Source organism: Microbacterium wangyouchuni (assembly GCF_051546305.1).
Classification (GTDB): Bacteria; Actinomycetota; Actinomycetes; order Actinomycetales; family Microbacteriaceae; genus Microbacterium.
Map to the genome: position 1 here is coordinate 568,338 of NZ_JBPTMA010000002.1, position 23,242 is coordinate 591,579.

General features: G+C 65.3%; 22 protein-coding genes. 14 read left to right on the forward strand and 8 right to left on the reverse strand.

Annotated features, from left to right (window positions below; all coding sequences use genetic code 11):
• Positions 1–13: 13 nt before the first annotated feature.
• From ACSS7Z_RS06010 to ACSS7Z_RS06020, 3 genes are read left to right on the forward strand one after another with little or no spacing between them, the layout of a single operon-like run.
• Positions 14–676 carry a sigma-70 family RNA polymerase sigma factor gene (locus ACSS7Z_RS06010; protein WP_438253569.1) on the forward strand — a complete coding sequence of 221 codons (663 nt, stop codon included), beginning with the start codon at positions 14–16 and terminating at the stop codon, positions 674–676.
• Positions 673–918 (forward strand): zf-HC2 domain-containing protein, encoded by a 246-nt coding sequence (locus ACSS7Z_RS06015; RefSeq protein WP_438253570.1) that lies wholly within the window; start codon positions 673–675, stop codon positions 916–918. Before ACSS7Z_RS06010 ends, ACSS7Z_RS06015 begins: the two co-directional genes overlap by 4 nt.
• A gap of 36 nt (positions 919–954) precedes the next feature.
• Complete coding sequence (locus ACSS7Z_RS06020; RefSeq protein ID WP_438253571.1) at positions 955–2,247, forward strand: GNAT family N-acetyltransferase; 1,293 nt, start codon at positions 955–957, stop codon at positions 2,245–2,247.
• Positions 2,248–2,323: 76 nt separating this feature from the next.
• Here the strand turns inward: ACSS7Z_RS06020 and ACSS7Z_RS06025 are convergent, their stop codons facing one another.
• A complete protein-coding gene (locus ACSS7Z_RS06025; protein WP_438253572.1) occupies positions 2,324–6,016 on the reverse strand; it encodes a multifunctional oxoglutarate decarboxylase/oxoglutarate dehydrogenase thiamine pyrophosphate-binding subunit/dihydrolipoyllysine-residue succinyltransferase subunit in 3,693 nt (1,230 codons plus the stop codon).
• Positions 6,017–6,171: 155 nt separating this feature from the next.
• Here ACSS7Z_RS06025 and guaB1 point away from each other — a divergent pair, with 155 nt between their 5' ends.
• The 3 genes from guaB1 (at position 6,172) to ACSS7Z_RS06040 (ending at position 10,098) form a co-directional block, all read left to right on the forward strand.
• Complete coding sequence (gene guaB1, locus ACSS7Z_RS06030) at positions 6,172–7,626, forward strand: GMP reductase (protein ID WP_438253573.1); 1,455 nt, start codon at positions 6,172–6,174, stop codon at positions 7,624–7,626.
• A 94-nt stretch (positions 7,627–7,720) separates the two neighbouring features.
• On the forward strand, positions 7,721–9,040 hold the full coding sequence (locus tag ACSS7Z_RS06035; RefSeq protein WP_438253574.1) for a hemolysin family protein: 1,320 nt from the start codon (positions 7,721–7,723) through the stop codon (positions 9,038–9,040).
• Complete coding sequence (locus tag ACSS7Z_RS06040; protein ID WP_438253575.1) at positions 9,037–10,098, forward strand: hemolysin family protein; 1,062 nt, start codon at positions 9,037–9,039, stop codon at positions 10,096–10,098. Before ACSS7Z_RS06035 ends, ACSS7Z_RS06040 begins: the two co-directional genes overlap by 4 nt.
• Before the next feature lie 36 nt (positions 10,099–10,134).
• Here ACSS7Z_RS06040 and ACSS7Z_RS06045 read toward each other — a convergent pair whose 3' ends face one another.
• Entirely contained in the window at positions 10,135–11,202 is a 1,068-nt protein-coding gene (locus tag ACSS7Z_RS06045; RefSeq protein WP_438253576.1) for an NADH:flavin oxidoreductase/NADH oxidase, read from the reverse strand.
• A gap of 51 nt (positions 11,203–11,253) precedes the next feature.
• Here ACSS7Z_RS06045 and ACSS7Z_RS06050 point away from each other — a divergent pair, with 51 nt between their 5' ends.
• From ACSS7Z_RS06050 to ACSS7Z_RS06070, 5 genes are read left to right on the forward strand one after another with little or no spacing between them, the layout of a single operon-like run.
• Positions 11,254–12,084, forward strand: a complete 831-nt coding sequence (locus ACSS7Z_RS06050; protein ID WP_438253577.1) for an ADP-dependent NAD(P)H-hydrate dehydratase — start codon at positions 11,254–11,256, stop codon at positions 12,082–12,084.
• Positions 12,081–13,304, forward strand: a complete 1,224-nt coding sequence (locus ACSS7Z_RS06055) for a hypothetical protein (protein ID WP_438253578.1) — start codon at positions 12,081–12,083, stop codon at positions 13,302–13,304. The genes ACSS7Z_RS06050 and ACSS7Z_RS06055 overlap by 4 nt, the downstream gene beginning before the upstream one ends.
• A 15-nt stretch (positions 13,305–13,319) precedes the next feature.
• Positions 13,320–13,652 carry a thiamine-binding protein gene (locus ACSS7Z_RS06060; protein WP_438253710.1) on the forward strand — a complete coding sequence of 111 codons (333 nt, stop codon included), beginning with the start codon at positions 13,320–13,322 and terminating at the stop codon, positions 13,650–13,652.
• A 5-nt stretch (positions 13,653–13,657) separates the two neighbouring features.
• Positions 13,658–14,272 carry a class I SAM-dependent methyltransferase gene (locus ACSS7Z_RS06065; RefSeq protein ID WP_438253579.1) on the forward strand — a complete coding sequence of 205 codons (615 nt, stop codon included), beginning with the start codon at positions 13,658–13,660 and terminating at the stop codon, positions 14,270–14,272.
• Between the two features lie 37 nt (positions 14,273–14,309).
• The gene (locus ACSS7Z_RS06070; RefSeq protein WP_438253580.1) at positions 14,310–14,933 is read left to right on the forward strand and encodes an NUDIX hydrolase; all 624 of its coding nucleotides are present in this window, start codon (positions 14,310–14,312) and stop codon (positions 14,931–14,933) included.
• Between the two features lies 1 nt (position 14,934).
• Here the strand turns inward: ACSS7Z_RS06070 and metX are convergent, their stop codons facing one another.
• Together metX and ACSS7Z_RS06080 are read right to left on the reverse strand one after the other, a co-directional pair.
• Positions 14,935–16,143 carry a homoserine O-acetyltransferase MetX gene (gene metX, locus ACSS7Z_RS06075; protein WP_438253581.1) on the reverse strand — a complete coding sequence of 403 codons (1,209 nt, stop codon included), beginning with the start codon at positions 16,141–16,143 and terminating at the stop codon, positions 14,935–14,937.
• A gap of 160 nt (positions 16,144–16,303) precedes the next feature.
• Positions 16,304–17,626 carry a bifunctional o-acetylhomoserine/o-acetylserine sulfhydrylase gene (locus tag ACSS7Z_RS06080; RefSeq protein ID WP_438253582.1) on the reverse strand — a complete coding sequence of 441 codons (1,323 nt, stop codon included), beginning with the start codon at positions 17,624–17,626 and terminating at the stop codon, positions 16,304–16,306.
• A 137-nt stretch (positions 17,627–17,763) separates the two neighbouring features.
• Between ACSS7Z_RS06080 and ACSS7Z_RS06085 the strand changes: the two genes are divergently transcribed.
• Genes ACSS7Z_RS06085 through ACSS7Z_RS06095 form a run of 3 tightly spaced genes read left to right on the forward strand, consistent with a single transcriptional unit; the run spans position 17,764 to position 19,867 of the window.
• Complete coding sequence (locus tag ACSS7Z_RS06085; protein ID WP_438253583.1) at positions 17,764–18,552, forward strand: SDR family oxidoreductase; 789 nt, start codon at positions 17,764–17,766, stop codon at positions 18,550–18,552.
• 6 nt (positions 18,553–18,558) lie between these two features.
• A complete protein-coding gene (locus ACSS7Z_RS06090) occupies positions 18,559–19,251 on the forward strand; it encodes a uracil-DNA glycosylase (protein WP_438253584.1) in 693 nt (230 codons plus the stop codon).
• 4 nt (positions 19,252–19,255) lie between these two features.
• Positions 19,256–19,867, forward strand: coding sequence for a GNAT family N-acetyltransferase (locus tag ACSS7Z_RS06095; RefSeq protein WP_438253585.1), 612 nt, complete (start codon positions 19,256–19,258; stop codon positions 19,865–19,867).
• On the opposite strand, the gene ACSS7Z_RS06100 is transcribed toward ACSS7Z_RS06095, so the two are convergent.
• The 4 genes from ACSS7Z_RS06100 to ACSS7Z_RS06115 are packed head-to-tail and all read right to left on the reverse strand — an operon-like array spanning position 19,827 to position 23,240.
• A complete protein-coding gene (locus tag ACSS7Z_RS06100) occupies positions 19,827–20,582 on the reverse strand; it encodes an ABC transporter ATP-binding protein (RefSeq protein ID WP_438253711.1) in 756 nt (251 codons plus the stop codon). The genes ACSS7Z_RS06095 and ACSS7Z_RS06100 overlap by 41 nt on opposite strands.
• 53 nt (positions 20,583–20,635) lie before the next feature.
• Entirely contained in the window at positions 20,636–21,427 is a 792-nt protein-coding gene (locus ACSS7Z_RS06105) for an ABC transporter ATP-binding protein (RefSeq protein ID WP_438253586.1), read from the reverse strand.
• Positions 21,424–22,293, reverse strand: coding sequence for an ABC transporter permease (locus ACSS7Z_RS06110; protein ID WP_438253587.1), 870 nt, complete (start codon positions 22,291–22,293; stop codon positions 21,424–21,426). The genes ACSS7Z_RS06105 and ACSS7Z_RS06110 overlap by 4 nt, the downstream gene beginning before the upstream one ends.
• Positions 22,290–23,240, reverse strand: a complete 951-nt coding sequence (locus tag ACSS7Z_RS06115) for an ABC transporter permease (protein WP_438253588.1) — start codon at positions 23,238–23,240, stop codon at positions 22,290–22,292. Before ACSS7Z_RS06115 ends, ACSS7Z_RS06110 begins: the two co-directional genes overlap by 4 nt.
• Between the last annotated feature and the right edge of the window lie 2 nt (positions 23,241–23,242).

Consider the following 23,242-nt stretch of genomic DNA (forward strand, 5'->3'; position numbering starts at 1 on the left):
AGAAGGAGTGACTATGGTCGCAACGCTGGAGAGTGGGCTGGAGGTGCTCGTCGGCCTAGACTGGCCCGTGATGGATGACACGGCACCCGCAGACACACTCGGCGACGCTCGGCGTGAGTTCGAGGAACAGGCGATTCCCTTCATGGATCAGCTGTATGCGGCGGCGATGCGTATGACGCGCAATCCCGCCGATGCGGCAGACCTTGTGCAGGAGACGTTCGTCAAGGCCTTCGCGTCCTGGGCGTCGTTCACACAGGGAACGAACCTCAAGGCGTGGTTGTACCGCATCCTCACGAACACGTACATCAACATCTACCGCAAGCGTCAGCGCGAGCCCTATCAGGGCACGATCGACGAGTTGGAAGACTGGCAGATGGGCGGAGCAGAGTCGACGACGGCGACGCACAGCCGCTCTGCTGAGGCAGAAGCCATCGATCGGATGCCCGCGTCTGTCGTGAAGGATGCCCTGCAGGAAGTACCGGAAGACTTCCGGTTGGCGGTCTACTTGGCAGATGTCGAGGGATTCGCCTACCAGGAGATCGCCGACATCATGAAAACCCCCATCGGCACCGTGATGAGTCGTCTGCACCGTGGCAGACGGATGTTGCGCGAGTTGCTGTCGGATTATGCCGCGGAGCGAGGAATCGCCGCGGCCGCTACAAGGAGCAAGAAATGAGCGATTGCGGCTGCACCAAAGCCCGTCAGGACTTGGAGGAGTACCTCCGCAACGAAGTGTGCAAGACCGAGCACGCCGAGATCCGCGAGCACATCGAGAACTGTGCGTCCTGCCAGGGTGAGGCGCTTGTCGCCAGCACTCTGACCGAGGTCGTGGCTCGCGCGTGCAAGGAGACGGCTCCGGAAGAGCTGCGTGACCAGGTGCTGGCCAAGCTACGCGCTGCCCAGGCCGCCGCGCACTGACCGACGCTGTCGGTGGTCTGCCTTTAGGGTGGAAGGATGACCGACGCACGAAATGTCCCCGTCGACCCCTCTTCTTTTGATCGGCTTGCCGTTCAACGATTGACCTATCGAATTATCGACACCGCATCGGCTGCCGATAGCGAAGCCTTCGTGCGCGCCGACGCTCGGGGGTTCCTCGACAAGGATCCGGCAGCAGATGTCGTCGAGGCCGATGGCGCCGCGATCGCTGACCGTCGCAACATCGGCGTGTTCGAGGCGGATGCACCGGTGGGTGCGTGGCCGGTTGCGACAATCAACTCCTGGACCACACCGCTGACGGTTCCCGGCGGCGAGATCGAGATGTGGGCGATCAGTTCGGTGACCGTGGCTGGTACGCACCGGCGCCGCGGCATCGCCAGGGCCCTGCTGGAGGGCGAGCTTCGCGCAGCGGCATCCGCCGGCGTCGCCATCGCCGGCCTCACGGTCTCGGAAGCGACGATCTACGGCCGCTACGGTTTCGCATCCGCGGTTCCGGTTGCGCGGGTCACCGTCGACACCAGACGAGCCGGGTGGGCCGGGGGGACGCCGTCCGGCGCCCTGGAGTACGTCGATAAAGAGACGTTGAAGAAGAGCTTTGCCGCGCTGCACGATGTGGAGCGCACCCAGCGAGCCGGGCAGGTCGCCGGGTGGGATCGCCGTTGGGACCGCGTTGCAGGCCTTGCAGCCGGTCACCCCGCCCCGGCGGCCGTGCGTGGAGTGCGCTATCTCGATGAGACCGGTGCTGTGCGCGGTGTGATGGCGTACAAGGTTGAAGAGATCCCCGGGCAGTTCCGCTCTGAGATGTCGATCTACCAGATCTCCACGGTTACACCCGATGCGCTTCGCGCCCTCTGGGGCTTCGCTCTGCAGCACGATCTCGTGAACAAGATCTCTGTCGACCTCCGGCCCACCGATGATCCGCTGCCGTGGCTGGTTGCCGATCAGCGTGGTGTCGACATTGCGGTGCACGATCACGGCTGGTTGCGCATTCTGGATGTTCCGGCCGCGCTCACCGCTCGCACCTACCGCGCGCCGCTGGATATCGTGCTGCGCGTGGAAGATACGCTCGGCTTCGCTTCGGGATGCTGGCGGTTGGCCATCGAAGACGGCCACGCGCTGCTTACCCCAGTTGAGGGCGGAGAAGCGGATGTCACGCTTGATGTCTCGACGCTCTCCGCGCTGTACGTCGGTGGCGTCAGCGCCGCGCAGTTGCGGGCTGCTGGCCGGATGGATGTCACGGCTGAGGTTGCTGCATCCATCGACGACGCTTTCCGAGCCGCTGAAGCGCCGGTACTGAGTATCTGGTACTGAGTACCTGATACTGAGCACGAACCCCGTAGCGCTGCAGGATCTGCGGCGCTACGGGGTTCGTGCGATCAGGCCATGATCAGTCCATCGTGAGGGCACGCTTGAGCAGATCTGCCTGCTCGACGGCGTGCACCTTGGAGGAGCCACTCGCCGGAGAAGCGGATGCCGTGCGTGCAACGGTCCGGAACTGCCGGTCACCGGGAACATCGGCGAAGGCGAGAGCGAGGAACGGCCATGCGCCCTGGTTCTCCGGCTCCTCCTGAACCCAGACGAGCTCAGCGTTCGGGTACGAGTCGGTGATTGCCTTCAGTGCATCGATCGGCGTCGGGTACAGCTGCTCCAGCCGCACCAGCGCGATCTCCGGGTTCGGGTTCTTCTCCAGCTCGCTGCGCAGATCCCAGTGCACCTTGCCGGAGTGCACGAGCACACGCTTGACGGCCGCCGGGTCTACACCGCGATTGTCGTCTATCACGGGCTGGAAACGACCCTGGGTGAAGTCCTCGACGCTGCTGGTCGCACCGCGCAGGCGCAGCATGGCCTTCGGCGTGAAGACGATGAGCGGCTTGCGCGGACGAGCGTACGCCTGACGGCGCAGCAGGTGGAAGTACGAAGCCGGCGTCGATGGACGGGCAACGATCATGTTCTCCTGAGCGCACAGCTGCAGGAAACGCTCGATGCGTGCCGAGGAGTGATCCGGGCCCTGGCCCTCGTACCCGTGCGGCAGCAGGAGCGTGACGCCGGACTGCTGGCCCCACTTCTGCTCGGCTGAGGAGATGTACTCGTCGATGACGGCCTGGGCGGTGTTCGCGAAGTCACCGAACTGCGCTTCCCAGAGCACGAGAGCTTCTGGAGCCTCAACCGAGTACCCGTACTCGTAGCCCAGCGCCGCGTACTCGCTCAGCAGCGAGTCATAGACGAAGAATCGCCCCTGGCTCTCCGAGATGTTCGACAGCGGCAACCATTCTTGCCCGTTGGCGCGGTCGTGCATGACTGCGTGGCGCTGCACGAACGTGCCACGGCGCGAGTCCTGGCCGGCCAGGCGCACCGGGGTGCCCTCAGCCAGCAGCGACCCGAATGCGAGCAGTTCGCCGAAGCCCCAGTCGATGTTGCCGCTGCGCGTCATCTCGACGCGCTTGTCGAGCAGCTGCTGGATCTTCGGGTGAACGGTGAAGCCCTCGGGCTTGTTCGCGAATGCTTCCGCGATCAGCGAGACGATCTCTGGCGAGATGCCGGTGACCTCGGGCTCGCCGACGACCTCGTTCGAGGACGTGAGTTCCGGAGCGATCGGCGTTGCGCCGGTCTCCGCAGCGTGCGTCTCAGCGAACGCGACCTCCAGACGGCCTTGGAAGTCGTCCTTCGCCTGCTCGTACTCTTCTTGGGTGATGTCACCGCGACCGACGAGCGCCTCGGTGTAGAGCTTGCGAACCGAACGCTTCGCCTGGATGAGGTCGGTCATCAGGGGCTGCGTCATCGACGGGTCATCGCCCTCGTTGTGACCGCGGCGGCGGTAGCAGACGAGATCGATGACGACGTCGCTGTGGAAGCGCTCACGGTACTCGAACGCGAGCTGAGCAACGCGGATGACCGACTCGGGGTCATCGCCGTTGACATGGAAGATCGGCGCCTGGATGGTCTTGGCGACGTCGGTCGCGTAGACCGAGGTGCGGGCATCCGTCGGCGTCGTGGTGAAACCGACCTGGTTGTTGACGACCACGTGGATCGTGCCCCCGGTGCGGTAACCGCGCAGCTGCGACATCTGCATCGTCTCGACGACGACGCCCTGCCCGGAGAACGCGGCATCACCGTGCACCAGGATCGGCAGCCAGGAGAACGTGCCGATGGGCTTGCGGTCCTGCTTCGCGCGGACGATGCCCTCGAGCACGCCGTCGACGGTCTCGAGGTGCGAGGGGTTCGCTGCGAGGTAGATGGGCAGCTCGGAGTTGTCGTCCGAGACAAATGTGCCCTCGGTGCCGAGGTGGTACTTCACATCGCCAGAGCCGCGCTGGTTGCCCGGAGTCTGGATGCCTTCGAACTCGCGGAACACGTGACCGTAGGTCTTGCCGGCGATGTTGGTGAGCACGTTCAGTCGGCCGCGGTGTGCCATACCGATCGCCGCACCGTCGAGGGAAGCCGCGGCTGCGCCCTGGAGGATCTCATCCAGCAGGGGGATCAGCGATTCGCCGCCCTCGAGAGAGAAGCGCTTCTGGCCGACGAACTTCGTCTGCAGGAAGGTCTCGAACGCTTCCGCCTCGTTGAGCTTGCGCAAGACCCGCAGCTGCTCGGCGTGGCCGGGCTTCTGGTACTTGACCTCGAGCTTCTCCTGGAACCAGCGGCGCTGCTCCGGATCCTGAATGTGCATGTACTCGATGCCGAGCGTGCGGCAGTACGAGTCGCGAAGAACGCCCAGGATGTCGCGCAGCTTCATGACGCGCTTACCGCCGAAACCGCCGGTGACAAACTCGCGGTCCAGATCCCAGAACGTCAGGCCGTGGCTTTCGATCTCGAGGTCGGGGTGCGAACGCTGCACGTACTCGAGTGGGTCGATGTCGGCCATCAGGTGACCGCGGACGCGGTACGAATTGATGAGCTCCTGCACCCGCGACTGCTTGTCGACGCGCTCAGCGAGGTCAACGGCGATATCGGGGTTCCAGCGGATGGGCGCGTACGGAATGCGCAGCGCAGCGAAGATGTCGTCGTAGAAGCCGCGCTGACCGATCAGCAGCTCGTGCGCCTTCTTCAGGAACTCGCCAGACCCGGCACCCTGGATGACACGGTGGTCGTAGGTGCTGGTGAGCGTGATGGTCTTGCCGATGCCGAGCTCGGACAGTGTCTTGGCGCTCGCGCCCTGGAACTCTGCCGGGTAGTCCAAAGCGCCGGCGCCGATGATGCAGCCCTGGCCCTTCATCAGACGCGGCACGGAGTGCACGGTGCCGATGCCGCCCGGGTTCGTGAGCGAGACCGTGGTGCCGGCGAAGTCGCCGGCGGTCAGCTTGTTGTTTCGAGCGCGGGTGACGAGGTCTTCGTAGGCCGCGAGGTATTCGGTGAACGTCAGCGTGTCTGAGCGCTTGATGCTCGGCACCATCAGTGCACGGGTGCCGTCAGGCTTGGGAATGTCGATCGCGATGCCGAGGTTGACATGTGCGGGAGCGACCACAGAGGGCTTGCCGTCGATCTCGGCGTAGAAGACGTTCTGGCTCGGGAACTCCTTCAACGTCTGGATCAGCGCCCAGCCGATGAGGTGGGTGAAGCTGACCTTGCCGCCGCGCGAGCGCGACATGTGGTTGTTGATGACGATGCGGTTGTCGATCAGCAGCTTCGCCGGGATCGTGCGCACACTGGTCGCTGTCGGAACGGTGAGCGACTGGTCCATGTTCGCCGCGAGGGTCTTGGACATGCCGCGAAGCGGAGTGGCCTTGTCCTCGTCGGCCGATTCCTCGGCAGCGGCCTTGGCCGTTGGCTTGGGGGCCTGGGCAGGGATCGGTGCCGGCGCTGCGGGCTTCGCCGTGGTGCGCGCCACCGGCTGCAGACCGATCACGGGGATCGGTGCAGTCACGGGGTGCTCGGCTGCGGCTGCGGACGTGCTCGATGGCGTCGTCGACGCGGGCGCTGCCGCCGCGCTGGCGGGCTTGTAGTTCTCCAGGATCGGCCACCACTCCTTGTCGACGGAGTTGCGATCAACCTTGAACTGTTCGTAGAGTTCGTCGACGAGCCACGAATTGGCTCCGAAATCTCCGTCGTCTGAACCCCCGACGCCGGCCACCTGGTTCGCCACGCGTTATCGCCCTCTTTCATCGCTGAAGCTGTGTCTCATGCTCGAGTCCGAAACGTCCGGAACGATGCATCGCGTGTACTAGCCTAACGTGTTCTGGCATGTGAATACGCGCGTAGACTCGCCCGTTTCGCTGCTCGGAAAGATACCGTGGGGGTATGAAGTTCGTCAGCGAGCAGCCTCAGGTCGATCTCACATACTCAGATGTCTTTCTGGTGCCGCGGCACTCGGACATCACCAGCCGGCTTTCCGTGGATCTCTCACCGCACGACGGCACGCCGGCGACGTTGCCGCTGGTCGCCTCGAACATGAACTCCGTGACCGGTCCCCGGCTGGCTGCGGTGCTTGCGCGGCGCGGTGGTCTGGGCATCCTTCCGCAGGACATGCCGTTGCAGGATCTGGACGCTGCGATCCGCAACGTCAAGGCGCAGCCGGTGGCATGGGACAGCCCGCTCGTGCTCCCGCCTTCAGCCACGGCCGCTGATGCGCTGCGCCTGGTACCGCCTGCTGTCGGGCACGGCATCGTCGTCGCCGAAAGGGGCGCGACCGTGGAAACATCCGCGATCCGCGGCATCCTGCCAGCCACCCGGCTGGCAACCGCCCTGCCCGATGCGCAGTTGGGCGACCTTGTGCACACCGGCACGCCTGCTCTGGATGCTGAGGACATCACGGATGCGCGTTCAGCATTCGACGTCATCACCGAAACGGGCGCGGAGGTGGTCGCGGTCGTCGATCATGGCCGCTTGGTCGGAACGCTCAGCGCGCGCAGCGCCCTGAGATCAACGCTGTATGCGCCAGCCGTCGACGCGGACGGTCGACTCGCTGTCGGTGCCGCCGTCGGGATCAACGGCGACGTCGCCGCAAAGGCGACAGCGCTGGCAGAAGCGGGCGTCGACGTGCTCGTCCTCGACACTGCGCACGGGCACCAGGACGGGATGTTGCGTGCGCTTCGCACCGTCGCCGCGCTGAATCTCGGTATCCCGATCGTGGCCGGCAACATCGTCACCGCCGACGGGGTGCACGATCTCGTCGATGCCGGGGCATCCATTCTGAAAGTCGGCGTCGGTCCCGGCGCGATGTGCACCACGCGGATGATGACGGCGGTGGGACGACCACAATTCTCGGCCGTGCTCGAAACCGCAGAGGCTGCGCGCTCCCACGGAGCACACGTCTGGGCAGACGGGGGAGTGCGCTATCCGCGCGACGTCGCGCTGGCACTGGCGGCGGGAGCCGCATCCGTGATGATCGGCTCCTGGTTCGCCGGAACGATCGAGGCTCCCGGTGAGCTGCTTGCTGACGCCGAGGGGCGCATCTACAAGGAGTCGTGGGGGATGGCATCCACGAAAGCGGTGCAAGCGCGGTTCGGTCGGCTCGACGCCTACGAGCGCGCACGCAAGGAGTTGTTCGCAGAGGGAATCTCCTCCTCGAAGATCTACCTCGACCCGCTGCGCCCGGGTGTGGAGGATCTGCTCGACATGATCACCTCCGGGGTGCGTTCGTCGTTCACCTACGCGGGAGCGGCGTCTGTGCCGGAGTTTCATGAACGCGCGCTGGTCGGCAGGCAATCGGCTGCGGGCTACGAGGAAGGCAAGGCGCTGCCGGTCAGCTGGTAGAAGTTCGGTAGAATCTAAGCATCATGGACGACCCTCCCAGTTGTAGTATTCTGCCCCACTGCCCGTTGCCTTCCTCTGAGGAGGGGAGCAGCTGATGGACTACGTCATGCTGGGCGTGGGGCTCCTACTCACAGTAGGAACAGGTTTATTCGTTGCGAGTGAGTTCGCCCTCGTCAACCTTGATCGTGCAGAGCTAGAAGCTCGTCAGGCCCGCGGCGAAAGCCGGCTGGCGCTGACGATCTCCGCTCTCAAACACACGTCGACTCATCTTTCGTCGGCGCAGCTGGGCATCACGCTGACGACTCTGCTGACCGGTTACACGATGGAGCCAGCGCTTTCCAACCTGCTCGGTCCGGTGCTGATCACCTGGGGCATCGCCGAAGGTGCTGTCCGTCCTGTCGCCACCGTCGTTGCGATAGTGGTCGCCACTGTGCTGTCGATGATTCTCGGCGAGCTCGTTCCGAAGAACTTCGCCCTCGCGCTGCCTCGTCAGACAGCCAAGCTGGTCATCCCATTCCAGACCGGTTTCACCGCGGTGTTCAAACCGGCGATCGTGATGCTCAACAACAGCGCCAACGGGGTGCTGCGCAGCATGGGCATTGAGCCGAAAGAAGAGCTGTCCGGCGCACGAAGCGCTGAAGAGCTCTCCTCACTGGTGCGCCGTTCGGCGCTTGCCGGTGTGCTGGAGGCGGACACCGCCAGCCTGCTCGATCGCAGTCTGACCTTCGCCCGGCTCTCCGCGGGCGACGTCATGACCCCGCGTCCCAGCATGCACGCGATCTTCTCCGGGGATTCGGCCGAAGACGTCATTCAATTGGCCCGACGCACCGGCCTGAGCCGGTTCCCGGTGTATTCGGACGACCTCGACGACATCACCGGCGTCGTGCATCTGAAAGCGGCGGTTTCGGTGCCGCGGGAGCGTCGCGTGGACGTTCCGGTGGGCGCGCTGTCCACGGATCCGTTACGCGTACCGGAGACGCTGCACCTCGATGTGCTGGTATCCGAATTGCGCGCCAAGGGCTACCAGATGGCCATCGTCGTTGACGAGTACGGCGGAACCGCCGGAATCGTCACTCTGGAGGATCTGATCGAGGAGATCGTGGGAGAGGTTTCAGACGAACACGACCGCACCCGTGCCGGCGTCGTTCGCAGCAGCGACTCGATCGCGTTTCCGGGGGAGCTGCGTCCTGATGAGCTGCGCAGCAGCACAGGAGTCCAGGTTCCCGAGGGAGATGTCTACGACACCGTCGGCGGCTACATGATGAGTGTTCTCGAGCGCGTTCCCGTGATCGGAGATGAGGTCTCGTTGGACTCTGGTGTGCTGCAGGTGATCCGGATGGACGGTCGCCGCGTCGATCGCATCCGGTACACGCCCGTGCCGGTTGACGCCACGGCCGAGGGGGTGACCCGATGAACGATTGGGCAGGAATCGTCTGGCTCGTCGTACTTCTCATCGCGAACGCCTTCTTCGTCGGCGCAGAGTTCGCCGTGATCTCGGCACGCCGCTCGCAGATCGAGCCCCGCGCTGAGCAGGGATCGCGGGCGGCTAAGACTGCGCTGTTCGCCATGGAGCATGCAACGCTCATGCTCGCCACGTCCCAACTCGGCATCACGATCTGCTCCCTGCTGATCCTGAACGTCTCAGAGCCCGCGATCCACCATCTGCTCGGTGTGCCGATGCACGCTCTCGGGTGGCCGGATGCGGTTGTAGACATCGTCGGCTTCGCGATCGCACTGCTGCTGGTCTCGTACCTGCACGTGGTGTTCGGCGAAATGGTGCCGAAGAACCTGGCGTTCTCGGTACCTGATCGTGCGGTGCTCATCCTCGCCCCACCGCTGGTATGGGTGTCGAAGGTGTTCATGCCGGTGATCTGGGTTCTGAACACGACCGCCAATGGCGTGTTGCGGCTGTTCAAGGTCGAGCCGAAGAACGAAGCGGCGTCGACCTTCACGATCGACGAGGTGGCCACGATCGTCACCCAGTCGCGTCGGGAGGGACTGCTTTCAGATACCTCTGGTGCTGTCGCCAAGGCCGTGGAGTTCACCGATAAGAAGGCGCGTGATGTCGCCGTCTCGCTCGGCGATCTGGTCACGCTGCCGCAGACCACGACACCGGATGACATTGAGCGCGCCGTCGCTCGATACGGATTCTCCCGCTACGTGATCGTGGATGAGCAGCAGGTGCCGGTCGGTTATGTGCACCTCAAGGACATCCTGCGTGCCTCGGAAGGAGCGGACGCCGCCACGATGACGGTGGCACCGATCCCGACCAAGCGCATCCATCACATGGTGCCGGTGCAGGAAGACACCGACCTGGAAGACGTGCTTGCACTCATGCGCCGTGCCGGCCGGCACCTCGCGAAGGTGCGCAACGCCCAGGGCGAGACGACTGCGGTGCTGTTCTTGGAGGACATCCTCGAAGAGCTCATCGGCGAGGTCCAGGATGCGACTCGACGGGTGCACGGGCGCTGATGCGCCCGTGCCCCTCGGGGCGCGTACCCTCGGAGGTCAGCGCCAGCGTGCGCGGAGGTACTGGGACGGCCACGTGACTGGTGCTGCGAGTTCGTGTGCGGCCCGCAGGCCGAAGTGCGGATCCCGTAGCCATTCCCGACCGGCGAAGACGGCATCAGCCGCGCCATCGGCAAGCACCTGCTCGGCCTGCTGCCCTGTGGTGATGAGTCCGACAGCGCTCGTCCGGACCGCACCGCTCTGGCGAAGCGTCGCGGCAAGCGGCACCTGATAGCCAGGATGCACATCGATCTGCTGGTGCGCCACGAGTCCGCCGCTGGAGACGTCGATGAGATCGGCTCCGTGCTCGAGCAGCCACGTGCTCACCGCGGTCGCCTCCGCGGGGAGGAAGCCGCCATCGGCGTGGTCGGTGGCTGAGATGCGGACGAAGAGCGGTACATCGTTGCCTGCCTCTTCGCGCACAGCAACAACCACGCGCAGGAGCAGCCGTGCCCGGTTTTCGAGCGAACCGCCGTATTCGTCGGTGCGCAGATTCGACAGCGGGGAGAGGAACTGGTGCAGCAGATACCCGTGCGCGCCGTGAACCTCCAGTACGTCGAACCCGGCATCCAGTGCGCGTCGGGCAGCGGCGCGGAAGCTGTCAACAAGGCTCTCGATGCCCGCGGCATCCATCGCGGCCGGCTCATCGAAGCCGGCGAAGGCGACGACCGACGGCGCAACCGTCTGCCAGCCGCCGTCAGCATGCGCGACTGATCCCTGCGCCTCGGCCCACGGCCACCACGTGGAGGCTTTGCGGCCGGCGTGGGCGAGTTGGATTCCGGCGAGTCCACCACGCGCATGAATCGCCGCAACGATCGGCGCCCACGCATCACGCTGCGCATCGTTCCACAGCCCGGCATCGCGCGGGGAGATGCGGCCCTCGGGAACGACAGCGGATGCCTCGGCGACGATGAGCCCGGCGCCACCGCTGGCGAACTGGGTGAGGTGGGTGTGATGCCATTCCTGCACCACGCCGTCGATTGCGCTGTACATGCACATCGGGGAGACCCAGAGGCGGTTCGGGAAGGTGACAGAACGGATGCTGAGAGGGGAAAAGAGAAGACTCACCCTTCGACCGTAGTGCCGTCTCGACCGGGCAGGCGCGCTAGCGTGGAAGCCATGGTCGATATGCGCGAGTGGTCCCGGGCTGACACCGCGCACCTGCTGCGGGTGCCCGGCGCTGGCGACGACAAGTACTCTCGGGGCGTTGTCGCTGTTCGGACGGGGACGGACGCCTATCCGGGCGCTGCCGTGCTGGGTGTTGAGGCAGCGTGGCGTGCAGGTGCGGGATTCGTTCGATTCGTCGGGACGGGGCGCGCAGCGGACGCTGTCATCGCCCGCCGACCGGAGACAGTGGCGGCACCGGACATCGGACGCACCCGAGTGGATGCCTGGGTGATCGGGTCCGGCACAGACGCGGCGACGCGTATTCCTGCGGAGACCGAGGCGCTGCACGTGATTCTGGCGGGTCAGGCACCCGTCGTCGTTGATGCAGGCGCGCTGGATCTGGTTCGTGGAGCTGCTGCGCCCGTACTCGTGACTCCGCACGTGGGGGAATTCGCTCGGTTGTGCGAGCAGCTCCAACTGACTGAATCCGGGGATCGTGCGGCGGATGCGGCCGCAGTCGCCGAAGCACTGGGATGCACCGTGCTGGTGAAGGGATCCACAACGCTCGTGGCGGCAGCCGGCGACGCTGTCATCTCGGTGGCGTCCGCACCGGGCTGGTTGGCCACGGCCGGCGCCGGTGACGTGCTTGCCGGCGCGCTCGGCGCGCTCCTGGCCAGCAAGCCGGCGGCTCCGATCGCTGAGCTCGCCGCTGCCGGAGCATGGTTGCACGGATATGCGGCACGGATAGCATCCGGGGCGCTTGATGGTCAGACCGGGCACCCGATCGTCGCGCTCGATGTGGCAGAGGCTCTTCCCGTTGCCATCGGGGACCTGCTCTCGTGAGGTTGCGGACACTGTTGCTGTGGGGCACGTTCCTCGCCGTGCATGTTCTCGTCGCCTGGCAGGGGTGGGTGTTTCCGAGCCAGCCGATGGGCGACGTCGTCATCGTGTATCAGCCGTGGTCCCAGGCGGCACTCAGCGGTGGGCCCGTGGTCGGGATCACCGAGTCGTGGGTATACCCGCAACCGGCGCTGCTGCCTATGCTGCTTACACAGGTGCTCGCGTGGCCGCTGACCGGGGTGGTCGGGGCGGTGGATGCGTATCTGATCGGCTGGGCGGTGTTGGTGACAGCTCTGGATGCGGTCGCCTTCGGCCTGCTCGTCGGGCGCACCGGTTCCGCACGGCGGCGCTCAGCGGGATGGTTTTGGACGGGAGCGCTGGCGCTGTTCGGCCCGATCGCCATGTACCGCATCGATGCGGTGACGGTGCCGCTGGCTGTCGTGGGCGGGCTGTGGCTCGTGCGCCGCCCCGGCGCGGCGGCGATCGTGCTCACGTTCGCCGCCTGGATCAAGATTTGGCCGGGGGCTCTTGTGTTCGCGGCGGTCGCGGCATCGAAGAATCGGATGCGTATCCTCCTCACCGCAGCAGCGACCACGGCGGCGATCATCGTCGTGCTGTTCCTCCTCGGTGCTGACCAGCATCTGTTCGGTTTTCTGACCGAGCAGACCGGACGCGGCCTGCAGATCGAAGCGGTCGCCGCGACACCGTTCATGTGGATGGCGCATTTCGGCGCAGCATCCGTTGATTACAGCTTCGACATTCTGACGTTCCAGATCGGCGCACCGGGCGTCGAGTTCATCGCCTGGATGCTGACCCCGCTGATGGTGCTGGCGCTGGCCGTCGTCATCGGGATCGGGGCAGTCAAAGCGATGCGCGGGGCGTCGTTTCCTCGGCTGTTCCCGCCGCTCGCTCTGGCCGCGGTACTTGTGCTGATCGTGACGAACAAAGTCGGTTCGCCCCAGTTCCAGACATGGCTGATTGTTCCGGTGATCATGTGGATCATCTTCGATCGCACCCGCTCGGGCGTGCCGGCCGGCATCGTACTCGGCCTGGCTACGCTGACCTGCCTGGTCTATCCGCTGACCTACGACGGATTGTTGCGCACCCAGCTGCTACCGGTGTTGCTGCTGACCGTTCGCAACGTGTTGGTGGTCGTCCTGCTGGTGCTTGCGGTTCGGGCACTCGTGCGCGTTCCTGTTCGCCCTATTTCCCACCGATCCTGATCTGAGAGGTACATGATGCTTGTTGCATTCTCCGTTGCTCCTTCTGGTACCGGCCGCGAAGACGGTTCCGTCCATGACGCGGTCGCAGCAGCCGTGAAGGTTGTTCGTGAATCGGGGCTCGCGCACCGAACCACCAGCATGTTCACCGAGATTGAAGGCCCCGACTGGGACACGGTGATGGACGTCGTCAAGCGGGCGACCGAAGCGGTGGAGCCGTTCGGCTCACGCATATCGTTGGTTCTGAAAGCCGACATCCGTGCAGGATATGAGGGCGAGATCGACGGCAAGATCGAGCGGCTCGAGAAGGCGGTCGATGAAATCTCCTCCGCGCGCGACAGCACGCCGTAGGGTTGATGGCTGTCGAGAAGGTCCGGAGTAGCTATGGGGCCCGAGCGGATGAGTACACCGAGTACCTCGGCTCCGTCGAGGCGATGGCCGCCGAGGACCGCCGGGTCATTTCCGAGTGGGCTGCAACGATCAGAGGCCGTGCTCTCGACGCGGGGAGCGGGCCCGGCCACTGGACGGCATTTCTCCGCGACCACGGTGTCGAGGCCGAAGGGCTTGACCTCGTGCCCGAATTCGTCGGGCGCGCGGCAGCCCGGTTCCCGGACCTGCTCTTCCGCGTCGGTGACCTGGAGTCGCTGCCTGTGGAGGATGGCTCTCTGGGCGGAATCCTGAGCTGGTACTCCCTCATCCATACCGAGCCCGAGCGCGTTCCCTCGATCATCGGAGAGTTCGCGCGCTGCCTCCACCCAGGCGGCACGCTGCTGCTCGGCTTCTTCGAGGGCCCTCGGATCGAGCCCTTCGACCATGCAGTAGTGACCGCCTACTTCTGGCCGGTCGATGCCCTGAAGAAGGAACTCGCGCGCGCCGGGTTCGAGATCCTCGCTACCCACGCTCGCACGGATCAGGGTAGCCGCCCGCACGGCGCGATACTGGCCCGGCTGGAAACGGTGAGGCGACCGTAATCCTCGGGGCGAACGCCGTGACGCGTAGGGTGATCCCATGGATACGATGCCGGTCGGTGGGACAGCGATACTGCTGCGCGATTCACCCGGCGGGCTGGAGACTCTGCTGATTCGCCGACCCGACCACGGCTCGTTCGCCGGCGGCTGGGTCTTCCCCGGCGGGGTGGTCGAAGAGCTCGACCGCGCTGACGCTGGTGAGGAGCAGCAGATCGCCGCGGTCGCAGCGATTCGCGAGTGTGCAGAAGAAGTGGGGCTTCGGCCAGCCCGCCTGGTCACGCTGTCGTGCTGGATACCACCGGCCGAAGCACCAAAACGCATACGCACCTGGTTCTTCCTCGCGCCCGCGCCCGCGGGAGAGCTCGTCCTTGCGCCCGAAGAAGTAAAGGAATCGCGCTGGCTGACACCCCCTGAAGCGCTGCGGCTGCACGCCGAGGGCCGGCTGCGCCTGTTCCCGCCGACGTGGGTGACACTGCATGAGTTGGCGTCGAGCGCGAGCGTTGCGGCGGCGTTGGCGCAAGCATCCGCACCTTCGCTCTACGCCACGCACATCATCGACGGCGGCGTCTTCGTCTGGGGCGGCGATGCAGCACACCCCGAGGGCGGCACCGGCCGCCATCGGCTGGAGACCGCAGCTCTGCCGTGGAACTACCTGCGCGACTGACTCACGCCGCGAGCAACCGGCGCAGGTGGGCGCCGACCTCATCGGTCTCGATGAGGAAACCGTCGTGCCCGAAGTCGCTGGCCAGCACGACCGCTTCGTTGCCGTCGAGGGTGTTCGGGATGCTGCGCGCGATGCGATGCTGCCCGTCGACCGGGAACAGCCTGTCCGTGTCGATGCCGAGGACAAGTGTGGTCGCGGTGACCGTGTGCAGGGCCTCCTCAACACCGCCACGGCCGCGTCCGACATCATGCGAGTTCATCGCCTCGACCACGGTGATATAGCTGTTGGCATCGAAACGGCGAGTGAACTTGTTTCCGTGGAAGTCGATATAGCTCTCCACGGCGAAGCGGCCGCCGCTGCCCAGCGGCGACACCCCGGACTGCCACGAGCGTTGGAAGCGCTGGTTCAACTCGATCGGGCTGCGATAGTTCAGTAGCGCCATCCGGCGGGCCAACGCAAGACCGCGGTGCGGGCCGTCCCCGTCGCTGAGATCGTAGTACTCGCCGCCCTGGAATCGAGGATCGATGCGGATCGCCTCGATCTGCACAGAGTTCAGAGCGATCTGGTCGGCCGTGGTCGTCGGGGGAGAGGACAGCACCGCGAGACGCTCAACGCGCTCGGGATGTGTGACAGCCCATTCCAGTGCGTGCATGCCGCCCATCGAACCGCCGATCACGGCCGCCCAGCTGTCGATTCCCAGCTGATCCGCCAGCAGCACTTGAGCTTCGACCTGATCACGGATCGTGAGGTAGGGAAAGCGCGAGGCCCACTCATAACCGTTCGGGGCGACGCTTGCGGGGCCGGTGGAACCCTGGCATCCGCCGAGCATGTTCGGCGCGATGACGCACCAGCGATCGGTGTCTAGCGGCGCACCGGGTCCGACGATGTCTTCCCACCAGCCGGCCGTCGGATGCCCGGCGCCGGCTTCACCGCGCAGGTGGCTGTCACCGGTGAGCGCATGCAGCACAAGAATGGCGTTGGTGCGAGTGTCGTTCAGCTCGCCCCACGACTCATAGGCCACGCGGATGCTGGGCAACTCCTGCCCGCTCTCGGTGCGGAATGGTCCGAATGCCACGAACTTGCGGTCTCCGACCGGGTCGCCGTCGCGCCAAGCTCCGGTGACAGGGGGTCGCGCTCGCAGCAGACGAGCATCCGCCGCCGTCACCCGTGCCGAGGGCACGGTGTCTTCGGAGGTGCTCTGCCAGTCCATGCCTCCATTGTCGCCTGCTCAGGGGGCATCCGGGCGCACGTTACGCGTCTGGTCCGCCCCGGCGTGTGCCATCTGCTCGGTGAAGAGGAAGAACCCGGGTCAGCGGTTGCACCGACCCGGGTTCTTCTTCCAATACCGCTCAGCGCGGGCTGTGGATGCCTTAGGCGCGAGCAGCCTCCGACACACGGCGCGCGGCAGCGAGTGCCTGGTCGAGGTCAGCCTTGAGGTCGTCGATGTTCTCGAGTCCTACCGACAGGCGCACCAGGCCCGGCGTGACGCCGGCAGTGAGCTGCTGCTCAGGCGAGAGCTGCGAGTGCGTGGTGGATGCCGGGTGGATGACGAGTGAGCGCACGTCGCCGATGTTAGCGAGGTGGCTGAACAGCGACAGGCTGTTGACGAACTCACGACCTGCCTCGACGCCGCCCTTGAGCTCGAACGACAGCACAGCGCCGACGCCCTTGGGGAGGTACTCGTTGGCCTTGGCGTACCACGGCGACGCGGGCAGGCCCGAGTAGTTCACCGAGGCGATGTCCTCGCGGCTGTCGAGCCACTCGGCGATCTCCTGCGCGTTCTGCACGTGGCGCTCGATGCGCAGTGAGAGAGTCTCGATGCCCTGGATGAGGTTCCACGCGCTCTGCGGGGAGATGGCCGATCCGAGGTCACGAAGCAGCTGCACGCGAGCCTTGATGATGTACGCGAGCGAGTCACCGACGGCGGTGGTGTAGCTGGCGCCGTGGTACGAGGGGTCTGGCTCGCTCAAGCCCGGGAACTTCTCAACGTTCTTAGACCATTCGAAGGTGCCGCCATCGATGATGGCGCCGCCGATGGTGGTGCCATGGCCGCCGAGGAACTTCGTCACCGAGTGGACGACGATGTCAGCGCCATGCTCGAACGGACGCAGCAGGTACGGCGTCGCGATCGTGTTGTCGACGATCAGCGGGACACCGTCCGCGTGAGCGATATCTGCGATGGTGCGGATGTCGAGCACATTGATGCGCGGGTTTCCGATGGTCTCCGCGAACAGCAGCTTGGTGTTCGGGCGGATGGCCTGTCGCCACTCTTCGGCGTCGTCCTGGTTCTCGACGAACGTGACGTCGATGCCGAGCTTGGCGAGGGTGTACTTGAAAAGGTTGTACGTGCCGCCGTAGATCGAGCTGGAAGAGACGATGTGATCGCCGGCCTGCGCGATGTTCAGCACAGCGAACGTCGATGCCGCCTGGCCGCTGGAGAGGACGAGAGCACCGGTGCCGCCTTCGAGGGCGGCGAGGCGCTGCTCGAGCACGTCCTGGGTGGGGTTCTGAATGCGCGTGTAGATGTTGCCGAACTCAGCGAGCGCGAACAGATTCGCAGCGTGGTCCGCATTGTCGAAGACGTACGACGTGGTCTGGTAGATCGGTGTGGCACGTGCCTTCGTGACCGGGTCGGGTGCGGCGCCCGAGTGGATCTGCTTGGTCTCGAAACGCCAGGTTTCAGCTGCGGACATGAGGTTCTCCCTGGATCGGATAGAGGTCAGGACGGCGGATGCCGCTTCATGAAGAGTACGTAACGCCGTGCTGCGCAACAACGCGCCGGAAATGTTACGTAACATGCGCCGCGGCGGAAAAGCCGTACGGTTGATGCATGGTGATCAGGCGTGCAGTCGTGACAGGTGCAAGTTCAGGGATCGGCGAGGCGACCGTGCGAGAGCTCCGCTCCCGTGGTTGGGACGTCATTGGCGTCGCCAGACGCCAGGATCGCTTGCAGCAGCTGGTCGAGGAGACCGGGGCTTCGGCGATCGCGTGCGATCTGACCGACGCGGATGCGGTGGCCGACCTCATCGCCGAGTTGGATGCTTCCGGGCCCGTGCACGCGCTCGTACAGGTTGCTGGCGGCGCCCGCGGAACCGATCGCGTCGAAGACGGCAACAGCGATGACTGGCAGTGGATGTTCGACGTCAACGTGCTCGCGACCCAGCGGCTGGTGGCCGGGATGCTGCCGCTGTTGCGGCGTGCTGCGGTATCCGACGGTCATGGCGACCTGATCTTCGTCACCTCCACAGCAGCACAGACGGCGTACCCCGGCGGATCCGGCTACAACGCAGCGAAAGCCGCGCAGTCGATGATCGTCAAGGTGCTGCGTCAGGAACTCAACGGCGAGCCGTTGCGCGTCGTCGAGGTTGCCCCGGGCATGGTGCACACCGAAGAGTTCACCCTCAACCGCCTGCGCGGAGATCGACTCGGCGCGGAGTCGGTGTACTCCGGTGTGGATGCTCCGCTCACTGCCCACGACGTCGCCGACGTCATCGGCTACGCCCTCGACGCTCCGGGCCACGTGAACCTCGATCTGATCACGATGCGTCCGGTCGCGCAGTCCGCACAGCACCTGCTCGCCCGTGGAACATTGCGCGTGCGCACCGAATCCGAGGACTGACCGCGGGTGTTGCACCGCTCGCTGATCGATCCCGGCTGGGCCGCGGCTCTCGCCCCGGCGGCGGATGCGATCGCCGCGATGGAGCAACGACTGCAGTCCGAGCCCTACCTTCCTGCGCCCGAGCACATTCTGCGAGCGTTCCAGCGGCCGCTGGACGATGTGCGCGTGCTCATCGTCGGGCAGGATCCATACCCGACCCCAGGGCATCCCATCGGGCTCTCCTTCGCCGCCGATCGCCATGTGCGTCCGCTGCCGCGGAGCCTGGTGAACATCTATCGTGAGCTGCACGATGATCTCGGCATCCAGCCGGCGGTGCATGGTGACCTGAGTGCCTGGAGCGACCAGGGTGTGCTGCTGCTGAACCGTGTGCTCACGGTTCGCCCGGGAGAGCCGGGCTCTCATCGCGGTTGGGGCTGGGAGGAGATCACCGAGCTGGCAATTCGGGCACTGGTGGCCCGCGGCCGGCCGCTGGTTGCGATCCTGTGGGGCAAGGATGCTGCGCGGCTCGAGCCGATGCTGGGTGAGACGCCGATCATCGAGTCCGCGCATCCTTCACCGCTGTCAGCGCGAAGAGGATTCTTCGGCTCGAGACCGTTCTCCCGCGCCAACGATCTTCTGCAGCAACAGGGGGCGGCTCCGGTCGATTGGAATGTCGCGAGTGCCGATGATTCCGGTGACCTGCAACCAGCACTATTCTGACGGAATGCAGTTCGAACCCGGTGACCGGCGTCGACGTTTACCGCGGCATCTGCAGGCGATGCCACCCGAGGCGGAGACGTTCGCGTACACGATCCGCGCCGTCAGGATCAGCGATCTGCCGGACATTCGGGCCATCTACAACCACTACGTCGAAAACTCCGTGGTGACCTTCGATGAGAAGCCCACCACACACCGGTTCTGGCGTGAGAAGTTCTCGATGCTCCAGCGGCTCAAACTGCCGTTCATCGTTGCGGTCACGGCGACGAATCAGGTGATCGGCTACGCGCTTGTGCAGCCGTGGGCGGCGAAATCCGCGTATCGGTACACGGTGGAGAGTTCCATTTATCTGGGGCCGGCCGCGGGGGGAAAAGGGTTGGGCACGGCGCTGCTGGAACAGCTGATCGACGCGTGCGAGCAGATCCGACTGCGCGAGATCGTGGCGGTGATCAGCGACAGCGGAGCGGATGCATCGATCCGATTGCACAGGAAGCTCGGTTTTATCGAGTCGGGCCGCATGAGCGGCCTCGGGTTCAAATTCGGTCGCTCGTTGGGGACGGTCTACCTACAGAAGTCGCTCACGCCGAAGCAGAGTCACCGCGGGCGGCTGCGGGAATGACCGGGATCGCCGCGAGCAGTCTCTGGGTATAGGCCTGCTGCGGATTCAGCAGGACGTCGGTTGTCGTGCCGCGCTCCACGATGTGCCCGTCCTTCATCACGGCGACCGTGTCGCAGAGGTTCTGCACCATACCGATATCGTGCGAGACGACGATGAGGGTCAACTCCTCGGTGCGCAGGAGCTGCTCGAACAGTTCCAGCACCTGGGCGCGCACGGTGACGTCCAGGGCAGACATCGGCTCATCGCCGACGAGGATGCGGGGACGGTGGACGATGGCTCGTGCGATGGCGACCCGCTGCCGCTGACCACCGGAGAACTCGTGCGGGTAGCGGTCAGCCATCTCGGGCTCGAGTCCGACCTGCGTGAGAACTTCACGAACGCGGGAGCGTCGATCGCCGGCAATGCCCAGTGCCCACAGCGGCTCAGCGATGATCTGCCCGGCGTTCATCCGGGGATCCAACGATGCGTAGGGGTCTTGGAAGACGAGTCCGCTCTGACGACGCAGCCAGTGCAACGAACGGGCGGAGCCGCTGGCATCCACGCTCTTGCCGTCGATGGTGACCGAGCCGCTCGTCGGGCGATCGAGTCCCAGCAGAAGCCGCACCAGCGTCGACTTTCCAGAACCGGACTCGCCGATGAGGCCGATGGATTCACCCGCCTCGATGTTTAGATCTGTGGGATGCAACGCTGTCTGCGTCTGCGCGCGTTCGAACATCGCCTTCTTGGGCACGGGGAAGTCGCGACTGAGGCCTCGAGTTTCGATCAGGCTCACGCTTCACCACCGTTCGGGCGCCACAGCGTTGCGGTGGCATCGCGCAGCAGCCCCTGCGTAATCGGAGAGGTGGGGGCGGTCAGCAGCGTGGAAACCGGTGCGTGCTCGATCACCTTCCCGTCCTCCAGGACCACCCCGTGGGTGGCGACCTGCGCGAGCACGGCGAGGTCGTGAGTGATGAACATCAGCGACATGCCCTGCTCCTCGACCAGCGAGAGCAGCAATTGCAGGATCTCGGCCTGAATAGTGACATCCAGAGCGGTGGTCGGCTCATCGGCGATGAGCAGCTGCGGTCTGCATGCGAGCGCCATGGCGATCGCGACGCGTTGCCGTTGGCCTCCGGAGAGCTGGTGCGGGTATTTGTCTATCGTGGATCGGGGGTCGGGCAGACGCACCCGCGTCGCCTCTTCGACAGCCCGCTCACGCGCTTCGCGCCTGCTGACCCGGGTGTGGATTCGGACCGATTCGGCGATCTGCCTGCCGACGGTGCGGATCGGGTTCAGCGCCGTCTGGGGCTCCTGGAACACGATGCCGATATCGTCGCCGCGCAGGCGGGCGAGGTGCTTGTCGGGCATCCCGATGAGCTCCGTGCCATTCCAGCGGATGCTGCCGCTGGCTGTTGCACCATCGGGGAGCAGGCCCATAATCGCGAGAGCGGTGACGGACTTTCCGGAGCCGGACTCACCGATCAGACCGAGCCGCGCGCCATCGGGCACCTCGAATGAGATGCCGTCGATGACGCGTCTGCCGTCGATGACGACGACGAGATCCTCGACGATGAGACTCATGCGACCACCGCCGGAGTATGTAGTTCGGCCGACCGGTGCCGCAGCGTCGGATCGGTCGCCTCGCGCAGCGCATCGCCCAGAAGATTCAATGCCAGCACCGTGATCGTGATGGCCAGGCCCGGCCAGACCACCGAGAGCGGGTGGACGATGATGTACCGCTGCAGATCCGCCAGCAGAATGCCCCAGGACGGTTCAACGACGGACGCACCGAAACCGAGGTAGGACAGCCCCGCCTCAGCGAGCACGGCGACCGCCATAGACCAGGACAGCTGGACGATGAACACCGGTGCAACGTTGGGCAGCAGGTGACGGAGCAGATTCTGACCGGCCGACAGCCCCGATGCTCTTCCGGCCAGCACGAAATCGCTCTTCTGGACCCGTCGCAGCTCTGGACGAGTGACGCGTGCGATGTTGACGCCGAAGCCGATGCCCACCGCCCAGATCACCACCCACAGTGATCCGCCCCACACCGAGGAGATCATCATGGCGATGATCAGTACGGGAAAGGCGATAAGGATGTCGACGAGAACGGCGACGGTCTCTCTCATCCAGCGGAAGGTCAGAGCTCCCAGAGTCGCCAGCAGGATGCCGATGAGGGTCGCGATGACTCCGGCGCCGATGCTCACGAAAACGGTTGTGCGGGCACCAACCATGATGAGGCTGAGGATGTCGCGGCCCGTGTTATCGGTGCCCAGCAGGTGCGGCCAACTGGGGGCAGCCCACCGGTTGCGGACGTTCGTGTCGAGGGGATTGAACGGCGTCCAAAATATCGATACCAGCGCGATCAGGGCGATCGCCCCTGCGGTGATGAGCCCGAAACGTCCCGTTGCGCTGCTCCACAGCGAGCGCAGCCAGCGCGGCATCATGCGGCCTCCCGCTGTCTGGGGTCGACGAAATGATGGATGAGATCGACGATGAAGCCGATGATGAGAACAAACCCGGTGAGTACCAGCAGCTCACTTTGCACTTTGACCAGATCACGTGTTCCGACGTCGGCTACCAGCATCCGGCCGATTCCCGGCAGGGTGAAAAGCTGTTCGATCACAACCGAGCCGACGATGATCCCGGCAACCTGCAGTCCCAGGACGGTCACAATCGACAGGCCCACAGCAGGGATGCCGTGCCGGATCAGCGCCTGATTGCGCGTGAGTCCTTTGGCCGCGGCTGTACGGACGAAGTCCTGACCGCGCGCCTGCAGACTGGCGCTGCGCACGAAGCGCAGCAGCATCGCCCCCTCGACTATGCCGATCGTGAGCGCAGGCAGCAGCAGCGCCCGGATCGCCTGCCATGGCTCGGACCATCCGCTGCGGGGGAAGCCCTGCGCCGGCAGCACTCCGAGCCAGACGGCGAAGACCACGATGAGCATCATCCCCGCCCAGATGACCGGGACTGCTGCGAGGGATTGCGCGGCCACGCTGATGGCCGTGCCTCCCGCTCGTCCGCGCAGTACTGCCGAGAGGACGCCGAACGGAATCGCGATGAGTAATGCGATCACCAGCGACATGATGCCCAGCGGGACGGTCACCTGCGCCTTCTCGACGAGTTCCTCGCCGACGGAGGCCCCACTGAGCTGAGACGTGCCCAGATCACCGGTGAGTACTCCGCCGATCCAATCGCCGTACTGCACTGGCAGGGGGTGGTTGAGCCCCAGCGACTCCCGCAGCGCCTCCACAGTGGCAGGCGATGCCTGCGTGCCCGCGATCAACTGTGCGACGTCGCCGGGGAACACCCGCAGAGTCAGGAAGATGAGCACGCTCGACACGAGGAGTCCGGCGATGAGCAGGACCCCTCGTGTGAGCGTGTAGCGCAGCACCG

Bases quoted from the DNA above. Each gene is read 5' to 3' on its own strand.
- ACSS7Z_RS06070 (WP_438253580.1), top strand. From the start codon at position 14,310: ATGGATACGATGCCGGTCGGTGGGACAGCGATACTGCTGCGCGATTCA.
- ACSS7Z_RS06050 (WP_438253577.1), top strand. From the start codon at position 11,254: ATGGTCGATATGCGCGAGTGGTCCCGGGCTGACACCGCGCACCTGCTG.
- ACSS7Z_RS06060 (WP_438253710.1), top strand. From the start codon at position 13,320: ATGCTTGTTGCATTCTCCGTTGCTCCTTCTGGTACCGGCCGCGAAGAC.
- ACSS7Z_RS06105 (WP_438253586.1), bottom strand. From the start codon at position 21,427: ATGAGTCTCATCGTCGAGGATCTCGTCGTCGTCATCGACGGCAGACGC.
- ACSS7Z_RS06040 (WP_438253575.1), top strand. From the start codon at position 9,037: ATGAACGATTGGGCAGGAATCGTCTGGCTCGTCGTACTTCTCATCGCG.
- ACSS7Z_RS06085 (WP_438253583.1), top strand. From the start codon at position 17,764: ATGGTGATCAGGCGTGCAGTCGTGACAGGTGCAAGTTCAGGGATCGGC.
- ACSS7Z_RS06065 (WP_438253579.1), top strand. From the start codon at position 13,658: ATGGCTGTCGAGAAGGTCCGGAGTAGCTATGGGGCCCGAGCGGATGAG.
- ACSS7Z_RS06095 (WP_438253585.1), top strand. From the start codon at position 19,256: ATGCAGTTCGAACCCGGTGACCGGCGTCGACGTTTACCGCGGCATCTG.
- metX (WP_438253581.1), bottom strand. From the start codon at position 16,143: ATGGACTGGCAGAGCACCTCCGAAGACACCGTGCCCTCGGCACGGGTG.
- ACSS7Z_RS06080 (WP_438253582.1), bottom strand. From the start codon at position 17,626: ATGTCCGCAGCTGAAACCTGGCGTTTCGAGACCAAGCAGATCCACTCG.
- ACSS7Z_RS06100 (WP_438253711.1), bottom strand. From the start codon at position 20,582: ATGTTCGAACGCGCGCAGACGCAGACAGCGTTGCATCCCACAGATCTA.
- ACSS7Z_RS06010 (WP_438253569.1), top strand. From the start codon at position 14: ATGGTCGCAACGCTGGAGAGTGGGCTGGAGGTGCTCGTCGGCCTAGAC.
- ACSS7Z_RS06035 (WP_438253574.1), top strand. From the start codon at position 7,721: ATGGACTACGTCATGCTGGGCGTGGGGCTCCTACTCACAGTAGGAACA.
- ACSS7Z_RS06020 (WP_438253571.1), top strand. From the start codon at position 955: ATGACCGACGCACGAAATGTCCCCGTCGACCCCTCTTCTTTTGATCGG.
- ACSS7Z_RS06015 (WP_438253570.1), top strand. From the start codon at position 673: ATGAGCGATTGCGGCTGCACCAAAGCCCGTCAGGACTTGGAGGAGTAC.
- ACSS7Z_RS06110 (WP_438253587.1), bottom strand. From the start codon at position 22,293: ATGATGCCGCGCTGGCTGCGCTCGCTGTGGAGCAGCGCAACGGGACGT.
- guaB1 (WP_438253573.1), top strand. From the start codon at position 6,172: ATGAAGTTCGTCAGCGAGCAGCCTCAGGTCGATCTCACATACTCAGAT.